Origin of the sequence: Halobacteriovorax sp. DA5 (assembly GCF_002903145.1) — a bacterium.
Taxonomy (GTDB): Bacteria; Bdellovibrionota; Bacteriovoracia; order Bacteriovoracales; family Bacteriovoracaceae; genus Halobacteriovorax_A.
The window spans coordinates 297,571-313,749 of sequence record NZ_PPDJ01000007.1 but is presented as its reverse complement, the minus strand read 5'-3'; the positions used below and the strand labels follow the sequence as shown (position 1 = coordinate 313,749).

Here is a 16,179-nt window from a genome sequence, read left to right as displayed (position 1 = left end):
AACACCTTCAAGTGTGAAGAGCCGAATTTTCGTCAGTATAAGACCATTAAAATTAACAAAGAAAGAGGGCTCTATGGCGTATAGGAAGTACGATCCTATGGTTAAAAAGATGATCATAGAAAGTGGAAATCGAAATTTATTTCCTGACTTGAATATTCCAAGAACGACAATTAATTATTGGCTTAAAGAGAGTAAGGAGAGAGTGACGGTCGAAAGCGATTGCGCATATGAGCATAGAGTTCAAAAGTTAAAAGAAGAAAACTTTGAGTTAAAGGCAAAGAATTTACTATTAAAGAAAATGTATCATAAGTTTTTAGAAGAGGTTGAGGTTCATAATTTAAAAGGTAAAGAGAAACGGAAACAGGCCATTGAGCTGATAGAGTCCTTTCGCGATTTTCTAACTTTAAAAGAGATTTTAAAAACTATTGGAGTTTCTCCAAGCAGTTATTACAGATGGAGAGTTGAGGCCTACGGCTGTGAGACAAATAAATATAAGAGATGTAATTTGAATCGTGCTAATCAGCTAACATCTAAGGAAGTCGAAACTCTTATAAAGTATGCAACTCTTCCTCAATTTCGAAAGTTTTCGACAGTTAGTCTCATGCACTATTGCAAGAGGCACCGTATACTCCATTGTTCTTTAGACTCTTGGTATAAGTATTTAAAGCTCCATGGAATTGTAAGAAGAACAACACCTAATAGAAAGAAGAAGGAATATAAGAATGGATTAAGAGCAAAGAAGGTTAATGAGTACTGGCATATTGATCTCACAGAACTAAAGTACGGAGAAAAGGAAAAGGCATATTTACAGATTGTCATAGATAATTATTCAAGATTAATTGTCGCTTGGAAGTTATCAAATCGAAAGACTATGGATCTTACGTATAGAACAATTATAAAGTCTTTTCATTTTGCCCCATCTTTTCAGGGTGCCTTTGTTATGGATGCAGGAAGTGAGAATACGGGTTCAAAACCGAAGTGGTTACTCCATGGGAAAGGGATTAAGTCACTTATTGCGAAAAAAGATATTCGCTTTTCAAACTCCATGGTTGAGGCCGTCTTTCGTCAGTTCAAGCAACGCTTTTATTTAAAAGAGTCTAAAAATTTTCGAAGTCTTTATTCTCAAGTATACAAATTTGTTACGCAGTACAATCGCATTATTCCTCACACGTCGCTTAAAGGTGCGCTGCCAATAGAAGTTTTTAAGGGGACTTTCGATCATGAATCATACACGAGGGATAATCATGAGCTTTTTAAATTGCTAGTTGCTAAGCGAAAAGCTGAACATCGCGGGTGCATAGAGTGTAAGAGGAGCTTCTTGTTAAATGAGAAGATTTATAACTGAGCTCATTGCTTACATAAATTGCTGATTTTACATCGTGGTTTTTCATGATCTTGTTTAGTGTACATTGAAAGTTTTGTGTACATTAAATATTTAGTGTACAATGAACGATAAGATGAATGTGAATGAAGAAGAAATAAATAAACTATTATCACCATTTTCATTTCAAGACGTATTGAGAGGACTTGATCTCAATGCGAGAGAAATTGAAGAGGCCGAAAAGGATAAGTTGCTTGGAAAAGTAGATGGATACCTGTCTTCTAATAGAGGGGATTATCTCATTGAAATAAAAAAATATCATGATCTTCGATATGCTAGTGTACTTCCTAGTATGTTTGAAAGCTTTGCTTCAAGGCGTTTCTTAAGACATGACTCAAGAAGTAAGAGAGTAGACCTACCAATCCTTTTAATTGCTAGAGTAAAAAAACTATCTGACTCATTCCTAGATAATGCACTCAAGTTTTTTGATCGCTATGAAAGTAGAGAGTTTAATTGGATATTAATCGATGACTCTGGAAAACTCGCAGGAAATTTTGAGGGGCATATTTTAGAAAGGTCTATTCATAAAGAGTTGAATCGTAAAATTGAATTGCATAAAAAAGAATATAAGCAGAAGCTTTCATTTTCTCCTATTCAACAATGGTTGTTAAAATGTTTATTGTTAAATGGATTGAGCGAAAGGCTTTGGCCATTTGAATTTCAAAGAAAAATTCATGATTATAAAATACTTTCAAAGTTTTCAGGCGTAAGCGAAAGTTCATGTTTTAACTTCGCAAAGCTTTTACAGGAACAAGAGTATCTTTATATAGATGGCCATGAATATCAGTTTAGAGACCTTAAGAAATTATTTGATATGTGGGAGATGAACTATTCCTCTTCTAGAAAGGAAGAAGTTTATTTATCCCCAATAAGGCCAATGATCTCATTGGAAGAATGGAGAGAAGAAGCATTCCATTATTTCCATAAAGTAAGCCATCAAATTGAAAAGAAATTAGCCGTTATCATGAGTGGTCATCTAGCTTGTCGAGAACTCGACTTATCATGGTCGAATAACAAGTCTGTCATTTTTCATGCAAAAAAAGACCAAGAAGACATATTAGAGAGATTCATTAAGAAAATGAAGCTTCGGATATCTGATAGCTCTGAGGATGGAATTAAGCTTATTCTGCATAAAAACGAGTTCCCAGTTGTACAAGTTGCTAGAGAGCGCAGAGAGTTAAATATAGCAGATCCTATCCAACTTCTTTTAGATGTCCAATATTCAGGAGGAAGGGGAAGGGAACAAGCCGATTATATATACGAGAGAGTTTTGGAGAAGCATTTTAGGAGAATGGGGTGGAAGAATTAAAAATCGATAAAGAGTTTTATGATGCTTTTAAGAAGCTTCTAGTAGGTCTTGAAGATTACAATAAAGAGATTGTAATAATTGGTGGATTGGCGAATGCACTTTATCAATATCATGAGTATGGCCAAAATAGTAGACTTGGAGTTCTTGCAACAAAAGACCTCGATGTTTTAACATCTGACAAAGTAACGATGCTCAATAAATCAATAATTGATGGACTCACTGAGCAGGGCTTCGTCGTTGACCCTAAACCTGTTGAAGATAAAATAATCACTAAGTTTACATTGCCTGATACGAATTTTGAGATTGAATTTCTTTGCCCGATGAAGGGAGGAGATCCCGATAAAGAAGGAAAGAGGCAATTAGTTAAGGAAATTCAGGATGGTGTTAAGGCCCAACCTTTGAGATATCTTGATCTTGCTTTATTTGATCCTTGGACCATCAATTCAAAAAACATTCCTGAACTAAATGACATAGACATAGATATTCAAATTCCAAACCCTGGAGCATATCTTATTCAAAAGTTTATAATCAAGGATAGAAGAAAGCCTGCTTTTGCCCAGAAGGATTGCTTTTATATTTATGAACTACTTTTAAAGTTTAGAGATAACTTTGATATACTTAAAGGGTGTATCGACGATCTTGTTGTGAAGAATACACAAAAAGGCGGATACAGGAAAGTGAGAGGCTTTAAAGAAGACTTTAAAGAATACTTTGCATCTACTCTGGCCGAAGGAACGCTACGTTGTCACAGAGAGCTTAAGGCGCGAGACTACGACTCTATTGAAATTGAAGATGTGCAGGCTGTTTTTGATCTGTTCTTTGAGGAGTTATAATTAAGTATTATTATCTTCCTTGCCTCTGTTCGCTGTGTAGGGAAATTTTTATGGTGATTATATGACTTATAAAAATGAAGATGTTTTAAAAAGAATTCATGATTCTAAAAGAAGTGAACTTACTCATATCACTGGCAAAAGCTCTCTCTCGATTGAAGAAAGAGTAAAAGTGAGTCTATGTAAACACTTTGTGCGTTTTGCTAATGAGAAGAAAATGAAACCGAAGGACTTAAGTGATCTAACAGGCATTTCGGCTAGTCTTATATCTGAAATTACAAACTACAAAATCAAAAAGTTTTCGATAGATATATTGTTAAAGAGCTTAACGATTCTTGGCGCACACTCACCACGTATTTGGGAGTACTTAGTCTTTATAGAGAAGGCCGTTGAAGTTCCTGCGCTTAAAGCCACAGAGGCGAGGAAGCTAATAAAAATAATCCGCAAATAATCTGTTTCTTTTTGGGGGGGTTCTTGATCGGTTTTGTCGATCTCATTCTCTGACGGTTAAAGTTTGGTACTTGAAGAGTTTCTTTCCTATTAGGTTCATTCAAAGCCATTGATTAAATAAGATATCCATTAATTCCGAAAGTTTAGATAGTGTTTAACACTATTTTTTAACAAATATAGAGTCGGCTAAAGTTGGCAAAGAGGGTGGCATAGATGCAAAAAACATCTGTAAATATAAAAAGAATGGATTGTCCTTCTGAAATAAAAATGATCGAAGGATTGATGGAAAACTTAGACCCAAGCGCGAAGATGGTGTTTGATTTAGAGTCTAGGACTGTGCAGTTTTATCATAGTGTAGATAAAGACCAGATACTGGACTCTTTAAAGGCTATTTCTCTTCCCGGTGATTTAATAAGCTCTCAAGAGGTTTTAGATCATGATATTCCAGATATCGCTCCTAGTGTAGAAGCGAAAACGCTAAAATACTTACTCGGTATAAATTTTACGATGTTTGTTGTTGAGATCATTTTAGGGTTTTATGCTGAGTCTACTGGGCTTCTTGCTGATGGGCTAGATATGCTGGCTGATTCATTTGTGTATGGTATAAGTCTTTATGCCGTTGGAAAGTCGATTGCAATGAAGCATAAGGCGGCATATTTTAGCGGAATTATGCAAATCTCTCTTGGCCTGCTTTGCTTGGTCGAGGTTGGTAGAAAATTCTATTTTGGAAGTGAGCCACTGTCTAATTATATGATCGTGGTTTCAGTAATTGCACTTATCGCTAACCTCTGGTGTCTTATATTGATTCATAAGCATAAAGACGGAGAAGTTCACATGAAGGCCAGCTGGATATTTTCTGCTAATGATGTAATCGTTAATACCGGAGTGATTTTTTCCGGCGTTTTGGTATATTTTCTTAAGAGTAATGTTCCTGACCTTGTTATTGGAGGAATTGTCTCTCTTGTTGTAATCAAAGGTGGCATTAGCATAATTAAGCTATCAAAAATTAAGAAAGCAGAGCCTATAAAAGAATCATGTTGTTCAAGTAACTGTGATTAATTAGTCATTTTTTTTGTAAAACTCTCTAATGAAGGCAGTCCCTTTTGAACTTTCAAAAGGGCTTCTTTCTTTATCGTTTGGCTTGATAGATTCAAAACCGTAGTTCCTGAAATCACTGTAAATAATATCGCAAGAAATATCTCAATTATCGCACGCATGCTATGCCTCCTGATTTTGGTTGCGGTTGATGATGTCTCCAACCGTTGTTTTATTCCATTTTCCACCAAGTGATACACCCGAAAGAACTGCTGATGATGGTGAAAAGCATATCGCAGATGTTAAAACAGTACATGGTTCAGTAATAGAGTTTCAACACTCATTCATTACAAGCGAAGAAAGGTTATCAAGAGATAATTTTTACCCAAAGTTGGTATGGGTCGTTGATGGCCTCCGTAGGAAAAGAGATAAGGAGCAATTTTTTAATGCTCTAAAAGATGGTGTACAGATTACTCCTAATCCAATGCTGATGAAAATATATACCGAGGAAAGCAGGATTCTTAATGAATGGAGTAGTAGTAAGGTTCCCGTGTTCTTTGACTTTGGAGAAGAGCAAAGAATTTGGTGGTTATTGCCATTTAAAGAAGGTGATTGGTCTTACGTTGTTCCTTTCAGTAGACAAAACTTTATAGATTTTAATTTAGGAAAAATGAGAGATGAATTTAATAGCTTTCTAAGAAATTTTATTCAAAGTTCCAAACAGTTATTTAACCGAATAGAAGCTAATAGAAGAAGACAGCAAGTAGTAATAAATTCTAGAAGAAGATTTCTCCCCAATCATGTTCTAAGAAGATCAAGACGTCTTTAATTGCGATCAGTGACTTGCCTACACTTATGATTAATATTAAAATGAACACACCCAAACGTTACACAAAAGAGTAGTGATAACGTTTATCGAAAGTATGGGCCGTCGTGGCTATTTTGGCTACACTTCGCTTTGTGACCTTAATGAAAACAAAGTGTTGCAAGTCTGTCGGCACCTCCACCATGCGCGCGTTCATCACGCGTAAGCGTTATGACGACGCAGCTTTACCGTTGTGCATTCGCGACGTTACAACGTCGGCGATGCATGGGCGGAGACCATCTCTCTTAATGACTCTATACAAATGTGGTAAAATTGTGGCAGAGCTTTCTGAAGACTCTACGTGATGCAGTTGTTTAGGTTTGGTGAATAATATTAGAGATTTAGGAATTCATTTAGTTCTTTATTTTTTATTAGAACTTATGAATTTGACAAGTTAACAAATTTAAATATAGTATAAGTATCTGTAATCAATAAGATAATGTCAATTCTACCCCTCGTGAAATATGGGTTGATTTGTGGTATAATTATGGTAATGTTCAGGCAACCTTCTGACGATAAGTCGGTAAGGTGTCCAAGGAGGTCTGAGTATGGAAAATGCGATTTCAAATTCTGCTATATCTAATGTATTGGGTTTTTTTACTGAAACAGGCGATTTAAAAATTGATGAAATGAGTAGATTTCTCGAGATCTCACGAGCGGAACTAGCGTCAGCTTTTAATCTAACAGCTGACAAAATTAGACCCAATAGAATAGCTGCAAAAACTAAGGAACGTCTAAAAGAATTAGCTGGTGCAATTGAATTTGTAGCAGAAACTTTTGAAGGGGATGTTAACAAGGCTAAGAAGTGGATCAATTCTCCAAATTTGAACTTTGGTGGTTCAAGTCCAAAAAGCTTAATCTTAAAGGGCCGAGTTAGTAAAGTTACTAAGTTTGTATATGCTGCAAAGTCTGGTTATTAGTATTTCACCTTTCTAATATTTACTAGGTATGTTAGTTTTTATCTGTGCCAAAACGATTAAGGGAATTCGATAGATTTTTACAAAGAAATAAACGTAGTAAAGCTGCAAGAGACGCCATTTTGCGCAGAGCGATACCTGAGTACTTTGTTGATGAAAAATTAAGACAGTTTGAAGAATATAATGAAAAAGAAAGAGCTTATTCAGATACAGTTGAAAACTATTTACAGAGAGAAAGAGAAAAAAGAATAGATGATATTAATGATGTATTTCTAAAGCATATAAAAACAGACTACAAGTACGACAACTTGTCCCGAATTGTCCGCGCGAAGTTTCATAGAGATCCTCTATGTTGTATCGGAAGTGTAAAAAGGCCTCCTGGTGGAAGGTTTAACTTCGGACAGACCACAAGAATCACAACAAACTATTTTCAAGCTTTATATCTTGCAAATGACTATGACACAGCTTTTGCGGAATGCTTTCATTCTGAGGATGAATCTATTGGAGATTTTGCACATTTTAAAGTTACTGCAAAAATAGATAGGTACTTAGACTTAAGAGACAAAAATGTAATAGGTGATTTTTTTAAAGTGATTAAAGATATCAAGTTACCAAATGAATATATAGAGCTTGCAAAGCAGCTGGGCGTTGAGCCAATGAGTCTTTGTTTAAAAGAAACTGAACTGTATAATGCAATTTTTTCTGAAAGATATAAAGCTTGGGATACATGGGTAGATCAGTATGCACCTTCCCAATGGTTTGGTTATTATGTGTATGATCTAGGGATCCCTGCAATTGTTTATCCCTCTGTTAGAGATGCGAAGGGATTTAACTTAGCCGTTTACACAGAAAATTTTGAAGACACAGATAACGAAATTAAATTATCATCATCTTTGGACTGGAGCCAAGTTTCACAAGAAAGATCTTATATAGATTCAAATAATTTTGCAGATATTCAAAAGCAAGTTATCTTAGATTGAAAGTTGTTTTGAATATATGGACTTTTCTAAGGATTTAAGTAAGTGGAACAAGTTATAGCTTGTAATTCTGAAGTGCTTTTAGCATCTTCACACTAGGCTTCCCCGCTGAGTAACCACCATGAATCTTCCAAGAATCGGACTCAATCCAACCAGTCGTTCGCTTTGCTATCTCAATTAACTCATCGTGTGGAACTAGGTAGAAATCATCATCAACAGGGAAAGACATCCAAATATCTTTTTCTTGATACTTCTTATCAATATTGACTCGCCCCTTAAGTTGAACCTTTAAAATATCAAGTCCGTTAAAGTGGACTGCAATGAAGTCTGCTGACTCAAAATCAACATTTAACCAATTGGTAGCGAAGCCATATTCAACGAGTAGGGCACTTACTTTTTGAAAGTTATATGTTTCTTTAGCTCTGCTATTTAAGTCTTTGTATTTTATTTTTTCTAGCTTCATTCGTTTTCCTCTTCAATGTCTCCGAGTTCTTCTTTAATTGTTTTTCCTGTCTGTATATTTCGCCACTGTGTAAGGCCATTCGTTGCACCTGCTTTGACCATAACTCCCGCGGCAGAAGGTGATGAGAACTCGAGGTCTTTATTTAAGCGACATACTTCGTTATCGATATGCTCAACATTTGATGAATTGATAATCTCTTGCCATTTTTTGAAATAGCCAGAGTTTCTTTTTTCAAATGATGCTCTCGCCTTAGTTCTAAGATAAGAACCAGCCTTTAAAATATAAGTATCCTCGATACGTAGCATTTGAGCAGAATATTCGCTGTAAGGAACGTTGCTAGTATATTCCACAGTGTCTGTTGAAGATGAAACTTCTTTATGAGAGCTAAAATATCCAAGGTTCATTGCTTCAAGAATAAAAAGTATATTTTCTTCAAATATTGCAAGGTCTGCTACATCTTCTTCTGATAGGGAAGGTTGTTTAATGACTTGATCATTCATTACTTCAATTTGAGTTGACTCATTGGCCTTCTCCCAAAATAGATGCTCTAGATATTGAACATGGGCTTTGTTGAGTGAGTTACCGTTTGATTGAAATACAATGAAGTGCGTCCACCAGTCTTTTTTCTGATGATGACTTTTCAATCTAGAAAGGAAGTTGTTTGTTTCTCCCACATACATTCTAACCATCTCAGTATTTATATCTGAAAGAAGGAAGTAGACTCCTGTGCTATTTGACTCATTTCGTTTAGCTAATTGTCTTATTTGCTCTCTCGTTCCATAGAAAGCATACCCAGACCAATTAAATTCAGTGACTTTTTTCAGAGATCTAGGCGAGTCTCCTGTCACGAAGACGCGTAGTGATTTTCCGCTCATATTTCTTTCCTTGTGTATGCTGCGTATCGGTAAATGTTATTGGAAATTTAATTAAGAAGTTAGTGTTTGCGAGGCGTTATCCTTTGTCATTCTACTGTGTGTACTGCATAATTTACGTATCTAAAATTCACAATAAATACTTAATTTTAAAGGCCATGAGGGATATATGAGTCAAAGTACAACTCAACAAGAGATTAATAAAATTCTATGGGATGCCTGTGACACATTCAGGGGTGTCGTCGATGCAGGAGAGTATAAGAATTACATTTTAACGATGCTATTTATCAAGTACTTGTCTGATACATATGAAGAAAAGTACGAAGCATATAGTGAACAGTTCAAAGGTAATGAAACGAGAATTAAAAGGGCCTTGGAGAAAGAGAACTTTGTTCTACCTGATGGCTGTCACTTTGATGATATTTATAAGCAAAAAGAAGAGAAGAACATTGGTGAGATAATTGATGTTGCTCTTGAGAAAATTGAAAATGCTAACAAAGAAAAACTTGAGAGCGTATTCAGAAACGTAAGTTTTAACTCTGAGGCGAACCTTGGAAAGACTAAAAGTAGAAACGCGAGGCTCAAGCATCTTCTTGACGACTTTAATAATCCAAAACTTAACATGAGGAAGTCTCACATTGGTAATATGGATGTTATTGGTAATGCCTACGAGTATTTGATCGCAAATTTCGCTGCTGGAGCTGGAAAGAAGGCTGGAGAGTTTTATACACCTTCAGAAGTTTCTCAGTTACTTGCTATGCTAGTTAAACCAGAGAAAGGATCAAGAATCTATGACCCTACTTGTGGTTCAGGATCACTATTAATTCGTTGTGCTGAACAATTAACTAAAGATGGAATTAATGACTTTCAAATATATGGCCAGGAAATTACTGGTGCTACTTGGGCCTTAGCTAAGATGAATATGTTTCTTCATGGGTTTGACCGTTCAGTCATTGAAAATGGCGATACTATCAGAAACCCAATTCATCTTGAAAATGACGAGCTAATGACCTTTGATGTTGTTGTGGCCAATCCTCCATTCAGTTTAGATAAGTGGGGAATTGATGAAGCTAAGAATGATTCTTATGGAAGGTTCAACTACGGTATTCCACCAAAAAGTTATGGAGAGTTAGCCTTTGTTCAACACATGGTCGCGTCTTTAAATGAAAATGGCCGATGTGCCGTTGTTCTACCTCATGGTGTTCTGTTTAGAGGCTCAGCAGAAAAGAAAATTAGAGAAGGATTGGTCAATGATGACCTTTTAGAAGCAGTCATTGGCCTTCCGTCAGGTCTATTCTTTGGAACAGGTATTCCAGCTTCAATCATGGTTTTTAATAAGAAAAAGTCGGCAGATAGAAAAGACAAGGTCTTATTTATTAATGGTGACCTTGAATATCAAGAAGGTAAAAATCAAAACAAGTTAAGGGACCAAGACTTAAATCATATAGTCGCAAATTATGTCGAGTTTAAAACAGAAAGTCTTTATAGACATGAGGATAAGCACTACTCAAGAGTTGTTGAATTAGATGAGATTAAAGAGAACGATTATAACTTAAACATTCGCCGTTATGCTGATACTTCAGCACCACCTGAAATTTTTGATGTTAAGGCGATCCTAAATGGTGGAATCCCTAAATACGAAGTAGAGGACGGTTATATCCAGGATATTATCGATGGCTTTGATGTTTCAATAGTTTTTGATGAAAGGGACAAAGACTATTACGTTTTTAAAAACGAAATAGATTCAAAAGAGAAAATTCGTGAAGTCATGGGAGATGTTGATCAAACGATTATTTCTCAATTTGAAAGATGGTGGGATAAGTATTCTACAGCCTTAAGGGGGCTTGAGTCTCAATGTATAGAGGCTGAGAAGGAGATGAACTCATTTTTACAGGAATTAAGTTATGAGTGATACTCTAAAAGGATGGGAAAGAAAAAAATTAAAAGATGTGATTAAGACACTTCAAAGTGGATTGTCTCGTAAATTATCATCTCAAGATATTGGTTTACCTCTTATAACCTCCGGAAACATAATCGGTGATAAATTTTCTTGTAAAGATTTGAAGTATTGGTATAGGGATGATCCTCAAGGGGACGACACTTCAAGATATTTTTTAAATGAAGGTGATATATTACTTTCTTTTATTAATAGTTTTGCAAAGATTGGTTATCCAGCTATTTTTAACCCTTTTGGGCGAGACACAATATTTTCAACTAATTTGTTTAGAATAAGGGCCAAAACAGAATATGATCAGAAGTTCTTATTTTATTTACTATCGACTAATCAAATTCGAGCAGGAATACACTCAATAACTAAACCAGCAGTTAACCAGGCGTCATTTACTAAGCCTGACTTTCTCTCCTTGAAATGCGAGTTACCATCTTCCATTGATGAACAAAGGAAAATCGCAGAAATTCTCACTTCAGTAGATAAGGTTATTGAGTTAACTGAAATTGAAATAGAAAAACTAAAAAACCTTAAAAAAGGAATGATGCAAGACCTTTTAACTAAAGGGATTGGGCATACTAAGTTTAAGGATGGTCCGATTGGAAAGATTCCAGAGAGTTGGGAAGTAACTACTTTTGAAGATAATTGCAAAGTAAGGCAAGGCTTACAAATAGCAATTAGTAATAGACACAAAGTTGATGGGCCTAATAGGTACAAATACATCACTGTTAAATTCATAAAGGACTATGCTAATCCTGAATATATTGATTCACCACCAGCATCTGTAGTTTGTGAGAAGAGTGATATTTTAATGACTCGCACAGGTAATACTGGACAGGTCGTGACCAATGAACATGGTGTATTTCACAACAACTTCTTTTTGATTGATTTTAATCGCAAAAAAATTGATAAAGATTATTTGTATTATTATCTGAATAGTGACTTTATGCAGTTGAAAATTGAAATTGCTGCAGGTTCAACTACTATTCCAGATTTAAACCATGGGGACTTCTACAGACTTCCATTAATAATCCCAGGAATTGAAGAACAAACTGAAATAGCTATAAAATTTTTAAAATTTGATGAAGTGATTCAGGCCAAAAGTAAAAAATTAAAAAAATTGAAAAATATGAAGAAAGGACTAATGCAAGACCTTCTTACTGGAAAAGTAAGAGTGAAAGTCTAAACGGAGATAAATATGAATTCGATTCTATTCAAGGAAAGAATAGCCTCGCAAATACCAGCAGTGAAGCTACTAATAAATAGTGGATATGACTATTTAACTCCAAACGATTGTATTGAAGAGCGTGGTGATACAAATACTGTAATCCTCAAAGATACGCTTAAAAAGTCTCTCCAGAAGATTAATTCATTTTCTCATAATGGTGAGCAATTACCTCTTCCCGAAGGTCTGATTGATGATGCGATTAAGGAGATTGTTGATTGGAATAACAATAATCTGAGACAAGATAACAAGGACCTCTATTATCATCTAATAAATGGAAAGGGACTTACATTCCTTCATGAAGGTGATCGAAAGAGTGCTCATCTTCACTTCTTTGATTTTAAAGATATTTCAAATAATACATTTCAAGTAACAGAAGAGTTTAAGGTTCAAAGAAATGGCCGTAAGCAACACTATATCCCTGATGTTGTTATTCTAGTTAATGGGATGCCTCTTGCTTCTATTGAATGTAAGAAGCCAGGCCTTAACGATGCAGTTCTCAAAGGTATTGAGCAGCACATAAGGAATCAAAACAGAGAAGGTATTACTAAGTTTTATCTTTTCCAACAAATACTTGGATCAATGGCTGGTAGTACTGGAGCCAGATATGGATCAGTAGGAACTCCCGAGGAGTTTTGGGGAACTTGGAAAGAAGATAATTTTGAAAATAAAGAAGATGAACTTAAGAGCCTCGTTAATAAGAATATTGAATCAAATGTAAAGGATAAGATATTTGAGTTCCGTCATCCTGCTGATCGAGCAATTATGGAGCAAAAATGGAATGAGGGAGCAAGGGAAGTCACAGCTCAAGACCAGCTTCTTTATTTCATATTTAGGCCTGAAAGACTTCTAGATATTATTCATAACTATATTATCTATGAAAATGAGGTCAAGATTGCTCCTCGTCATCAGCAATATTTTGCTGTAGGCCAAGCATTGAAGAGGGTTAAGAAGATTAAAGATAACTCTGCTAGAGAAGGTGGGGTTATTTGGCATACTACAGGTTCAGGTAAGTCTTATACAATGGTTATGCTGGCTAAGGCTTTAAGTGCTGATCCTGAAATAGATAATCCTAAAATTGTCGTTGTTACAGACAGAAAGAGTCTTGATAAGCAAATCTCAGATACATTTAGAGATTGTGGTGAAGAGCCTCATAAAGCTAAGTCAGGTGAAGATTTAAAAGATCGCATCGAAAAACGAGACTATACAGTTCTGACAACAATCATTGATAAGTTTGAAACAGCAGCTAAGAAATATAAAGTTAAAGATGAGTCACAAAATATCTTTGTTCTTGTTGATGAAGGGCATAGGTCACAATTTGGTGAGAACCACGCCTTAATGAAGAATACTTTTAAAAACGCAGCTTTCATCGCTTTTACAGGTACTCCTATTAGAAAGATGGTTAAAAGTGAAGTTGATCAAGCCACTGAAGTTCAGTTTGGTGACTTTATTCATAAGTACACTATGGAAAATGCTCTTGATGATGGGGCTGTTTGCCCAATCGTATATGAAGGGCGAATGGGAGAGTTAACTGGTGATCGTGAAAAACTTGATCGCTGGTTTGATCGTGTAACTAGAGACCTTAATGATGATCAAAAGGCTGCTCTTAAGAAGCGATTCTCAATGGAGCAGGAAGTTCTTAAAGCTGAAGATAGAATTAGGGCTATTTCACTAGATATAAAGAACCACTATCGTGAAAATTTCCGAGCTGAGGGTGAGCCAACTAAAGACTTTATGAAAGGCCAACTTGCAACCAATTCTAAAGGAGAGGCTTTAAATTATAAGAAATTCCTTGAAGAGTTTGGGATGAAAGTTGAGCTAGTAATATCTCCTCCAGATATGCGAGAGGGAGCTAAATCTATTGATGAGGATGATCGCTCAGACATTGTTAAGTTCTGGGACGAAGCAATGGTTAAATATGGTGGAGAGAGAAAGTATCAAGAAACCATCGTTAAGAACTTCAAGAAAGAAGATGAGCCAGAGATTCTAATTGTTGTTGATAAGCTACTTACTGGCTTTGATGCTCCAAGAAATGCCGTTTTATACGTTGATAAGAGACTTAAAGAGCATAATGTACTCCAAGCTATTGCGAGGGTTAATAGACTCTGTCCAAGAAAGTCTGAAGGTCTTGTAATTGATTATAGAGGTATCTTTGATGATATGAATGATGCCATCGACTTCTATCGTCAAATGGAAGGAGCTGATTACGATCCAGAAGATATTAAAGGAACATTATTTGATAAGGCTAGAGAGGTTACAAAGTTAGATGAGATGCTTACGGCACTAAAAGATCACTTCTCATCAATTACTAATATGACTGATGATGAAGAAATTGGTCGCTACCTCGCTGATGAGAATCTACGAAAAGAGTTCTATCAGAAGTTTAGAAATTTTCACAATATTTATAAATTGGCACTTGGTTTTGCTGAGTGGACTTATGAGACAAGTGAAGCTGATAAGAAGAAGTATAAAGACGAGTATAAATACTTTGCTGAACTTAGAACTGTAATCAAAGAACGTTATCCTGATGGGATTAATTATAAAGACTATGTAGATGATATTAAACGTCTAGTTGATGTGAATCTAAAAGCTGATCCTCCTAGAGTTATTGTCGAACAGTTTAATATTTTTGATAAAGAGAAGTTTGAAGAAGAAACAAAAGGTAAGTCAAAGGGATCGAGGGCTGATATTATTGGAGGCTTAACATCTGCTCATATAACTGAGCATTTTGATGAGGACCCAATATTTTACAAAAAGTTGTCTGAAGTAATCGAAGACGCTTATGAGAAATATAGAAATCGTCGTATCTCTGAGGCTGAATACCTTCAGATGATGGAGGATGTACGAGATCGTATTGAAATTGATTTAGAAACTGATGTGCCATCGGAAGTCGCTGAGCATCAGACAACAAAAGCCTATTACAGAGTTATCGAAACTCTAACCAGCAAATTAGTTGAAATTGGTAATGATGAAATTGCAAATTTTGCGTTGAAGGTGGATGAGATCGTTAAAAATCAAGCAGTTAAAGATTGGCACCTTGGCACAGACATTGAAAAGAAAATAATTGGCTCGATCGAAGTCGAGATATTTTATCCATTAGAAGATAAATTCGAAGTTACATTTACTGATGATGAGATGAAAGAAATTACGGACAATTTAATGTTGATCGCAAAAAGGCTGGATTATAGATAATGGAAAGTATTGAATTAGGTAACAGAAAAGTTAATTACAGTTTAAAGAGGTCTAAGAGAAAGACCCTGGGAATAACTGTAAATGCTAAAGGCCAGGTTATTGTAACTGCTCCTGACTATATTCCAATGAATAAGATCGAAGAAGTAATCCAGAAAAGAAAAAACTGGATAATTGAAAAAGTTCAAGAGAAAGAGAATAATCTACAAATACAACCTAAACGTAAATTTGTGTCAGGTGAGTCTGTATATCTTTTTGGTAGGCAGTATTATCTAAAAGTCATCAAGTCGAATGATTATCATATTGAGATGGCCCATAATCGTATTAACTTTTATGTCAGAGACCTAGATGAGGCAGAAGATAAGGTGACTGAATACCTAGATAATGAGTTCAGATCACTTATTGCATATAAAACGGCTGAATGTCTTGAGGCTTTTACAGGTAGATACTCAACTCCAATTGAACCAGTATTTAAAGTTAGGAAAATGGCCAAGAGATGGGGGAGTTGCACTAAAGATGGAGTTATTAATCTTAATCCTATGCTAGTCGCGGCTTCTATCGAGTGTATCGAGTATGTGATCTTTCATGAGTTAACGCATTTGTTACATGATAATCATGATGATGAGTTTTTTATGACTTTAAAGACTGTTTGTCCAAAGTATAAAGAGTTGAAAGAGAAGCTCGAGAAAGAAACAGTATTGTTTGAGGTATAGTCCTT

15 protein-coding genes are annotated in these 16,179 nt (G+C 35.5%); 12 read left to right on the top strand and 3 right to left on the bottom strand.

The features are described 5' to 3' along the window. The first annotated feature begins 73 nt into the window (after positions 1-73). The 5 genes from C0Z22_RS10760 to C0Z22_RS10740 all read left to right on the top strand — a co-directional run bounded on the left by C0Z22_RS10760 (position 74) and on the right by C0Z22_RS10740 (position 5,029). The gene (locus tag C0Z22_RS10760; protein ID WP_103218379.1) at positions 74-1,345 is read left to right on the top strand and encodes a DDE-type integrase/transposase/recombinase; all 1,272 of its coding nucleotides are present in this window, start codon (positions 74-76) and stop codon (positions 1,343-1,345) included. Positions 1,346-1,445: 100 nt separating this feature from the next. Beyond that, complete coding sequence (locus tag C0Z22_RS10755) at positions 1,446-2,690, top strand: hypothetical protein (protein ID WP_146037868.1); 1,245 nt, start codon at positions 1,446-1,448, stop codon at positions 2,688-2,690. Further along, the gene (locus C0Z22_RS10750; RefSeq protein ID WP_103218377.1) at positions 2,678-3,523 is read left to right on the top strand and encodes a GSU2403 family nucleotidyltransferase fold protein; all 846 of its coding nucleotides are present in this window, start codon (positions 2,678-2,680) and stop codon (positions 3,521-3,523) included. Before C0Z22_RS10755 ends, C0Z22_RS10750 begins: the two co-directional genes overlap by 13 nt. Before the next feature lie 61 nt (positions 3,524-3,584). Then, entirely contained in the window at positions 3,585-3,971 is a 387-nt protein-coding gene (locus tag C0Z22_RS10745) for an XRE family transcriptional regulator (RefSeq protein WP_103218376.1), read from the top strand. 212 nt (positions 3,972-4,183) lie between these two features. Further along, on the top strand, positions 4,184-5,029 hold the full coding sequence (locus tag C0Z22_RS10740; RefSeq protein WP_103218375.1) for a cation transporter: 846 nt from the start codon (positions 4,184-4,186) through the stop codon (positions 5,027-5,029). On the opposite strand, the gene C0Z22_RS16125 is transcribed toward C0Z22_RS10740, so the two are convergent. Beyond that, entirely contained in the window at positions 5,026-5,187 is a 162-nt protein-coding gene (locus C0Z22_RS16125; RefSeq protein WP_162929520.1) for a hypothetical protein, read from the bottom strand. The genes C0Z22_RS10740 and C0Z22_RS16125 overlap by 4 nt on opposite strands. A gap of 29 nt (positions 5,188-5,216) precedes the next feature. On the opposite strand from C0Z22_RS16125, the gene C0Z22_RS10735 reads away from it, so the two are divergent. From C0Z22_RS10735 to C0Z22_RS10725, 3 genes are all read left to right on the top strand, one after another. Then, a complete protein-coding gene (locus C0Z22_RS10735; RefSeq protein ID WP_103218374.1) occupies positions 5,217-5,834 on the top strand; it encodes a hypothetical protein in 618 nt (205 codons plus the stop codon). Positions 5,835-6,418: 584 nt separating this feature from the next. Then, a complete protein-coding gene (locus C0Z22_RS10730; RefSeq protein ID WP_103218373.1) occupies positions 6,419-6,790 on the top strand; it encodes an antitoxin Xre/MbcA/ParS toxin-binding domain-containing protein in 372 nt (123 codons plus the stop codon). A 44-nt stretch (positions 6,791-6,834) separates the two neighbouring features. Continuing rightward, on the top strand, positions 6,835-7,767 hold the full coding sequence (locus C0Z22_RS10725; protein WP_103218372.1) for an RES family NAD+ phosphorylase: 933 nt from the start codon (positions 6,835-6,837) through the stop codon (positions 7,765-7,767). A 52-nt stretch (positions 7,768-7,819) separates the two neighbouring features. Here C0Z22_RS10725 and C0Z22_RS10720 read toward each other — a convergent pair whose 3' ends face one another. Both C0Z22_RS10720 and C0Z22_RS10715 read right to left on the bottom strand, forming a co-directional pair. Continuing rightward, complete coding sequence (locus C0Z22_RS10720) at positions 7,820-8,227, bottom strand: hypothetical protein (RefSeq protein ID WP_103218371.1); 408 nt, start codon at positions 8,225-8,227, stop codon at positions 7,820-7,822. Further along, positions 8,224-9,102 (bottom strand): GIY-YIG nuclease family protein, encoded by an 879-nt coding sequence (locus tag C0Z22_RS10715; RefSeq protein ID WP_103218370.1) that lies wholly within the window; start codon positions 9,100-9,102, stop codon positions 8,224-8,226. Before C0Z22_RS10715 ends, C0Z22_RS10720 begins: the two co-directional genes overlap by 4 nt. 166 nt (positions 9,103-9,268) lie before the next feature. Here C0Z22_RS10715 and C0Z22_RS10710 point away from each other — a divergent pair, with 166 nt between their 5' ends. Genes C0Z22_RS10710 through C0Z22_RS10695 form a run of 4 tightly spaced genes read left to right on the top strand, consistent with a single transcriptional unit; the run spans position 9,269 to position 16,174 of the window. Further along, the gene (locus C0Z22_RS10710; RefSeq protein WP_103218369.1) at positions 9,269-11,011 is read left to right on the top strand and encodes a type I restriction-modification system subunit M; all 1,743 of its coding nucleotides are present in this window, start codon (positions 9,269-9,271) and stop codon (positions 11,009-11,011) included. After that, positions 11,004-12,233, top strand: a complete 1,230-nt coding sequence (locus C0Z22_RS10705) for a restriction endonuclease subunit S (protein ID WP_103218368.1) — start codon at positions 11,004-11,006, stop codon at positions 12,231-12,233. Before C0Z22_RS10710 ends, C0Z22_RS10705 begins: the two co-directional genes overlap by 8 nt. A gap of 12 nt (positions 12,234-12,245) precedes the next feature. Continuing rightward, positions 12,246-15,464 carry a type I restriction endonuclease subunit R gene (locus C0Z22_RS10700; protein WP_103218367.1) on the top strand — a complete coding sequence of 1,073 codons (3,219 nt, stop codon included), beginning with the start codon at positions 12,246-12,248 and terminating at the stop codon, positions 15,462-15,464. Then, the gene (locus tag C0Z22_RS10695) at positions 15,464-16,174 is read left to right on the top strand and encodes a M48 family metallopeptidase (protein ID WP_103218366.1); all 711 of its coding nucleotides are present in this window, start codon (positions 15,464-15,466) and stop codon (positions 16,172-16,174) included. Before C0Z22_RS10700 ends, C0Z22_RS10695 begins: the two co-directional genes overlap by 1 nt. Positions 16,175-16,179: the final 5 nt, after the last annotated feature.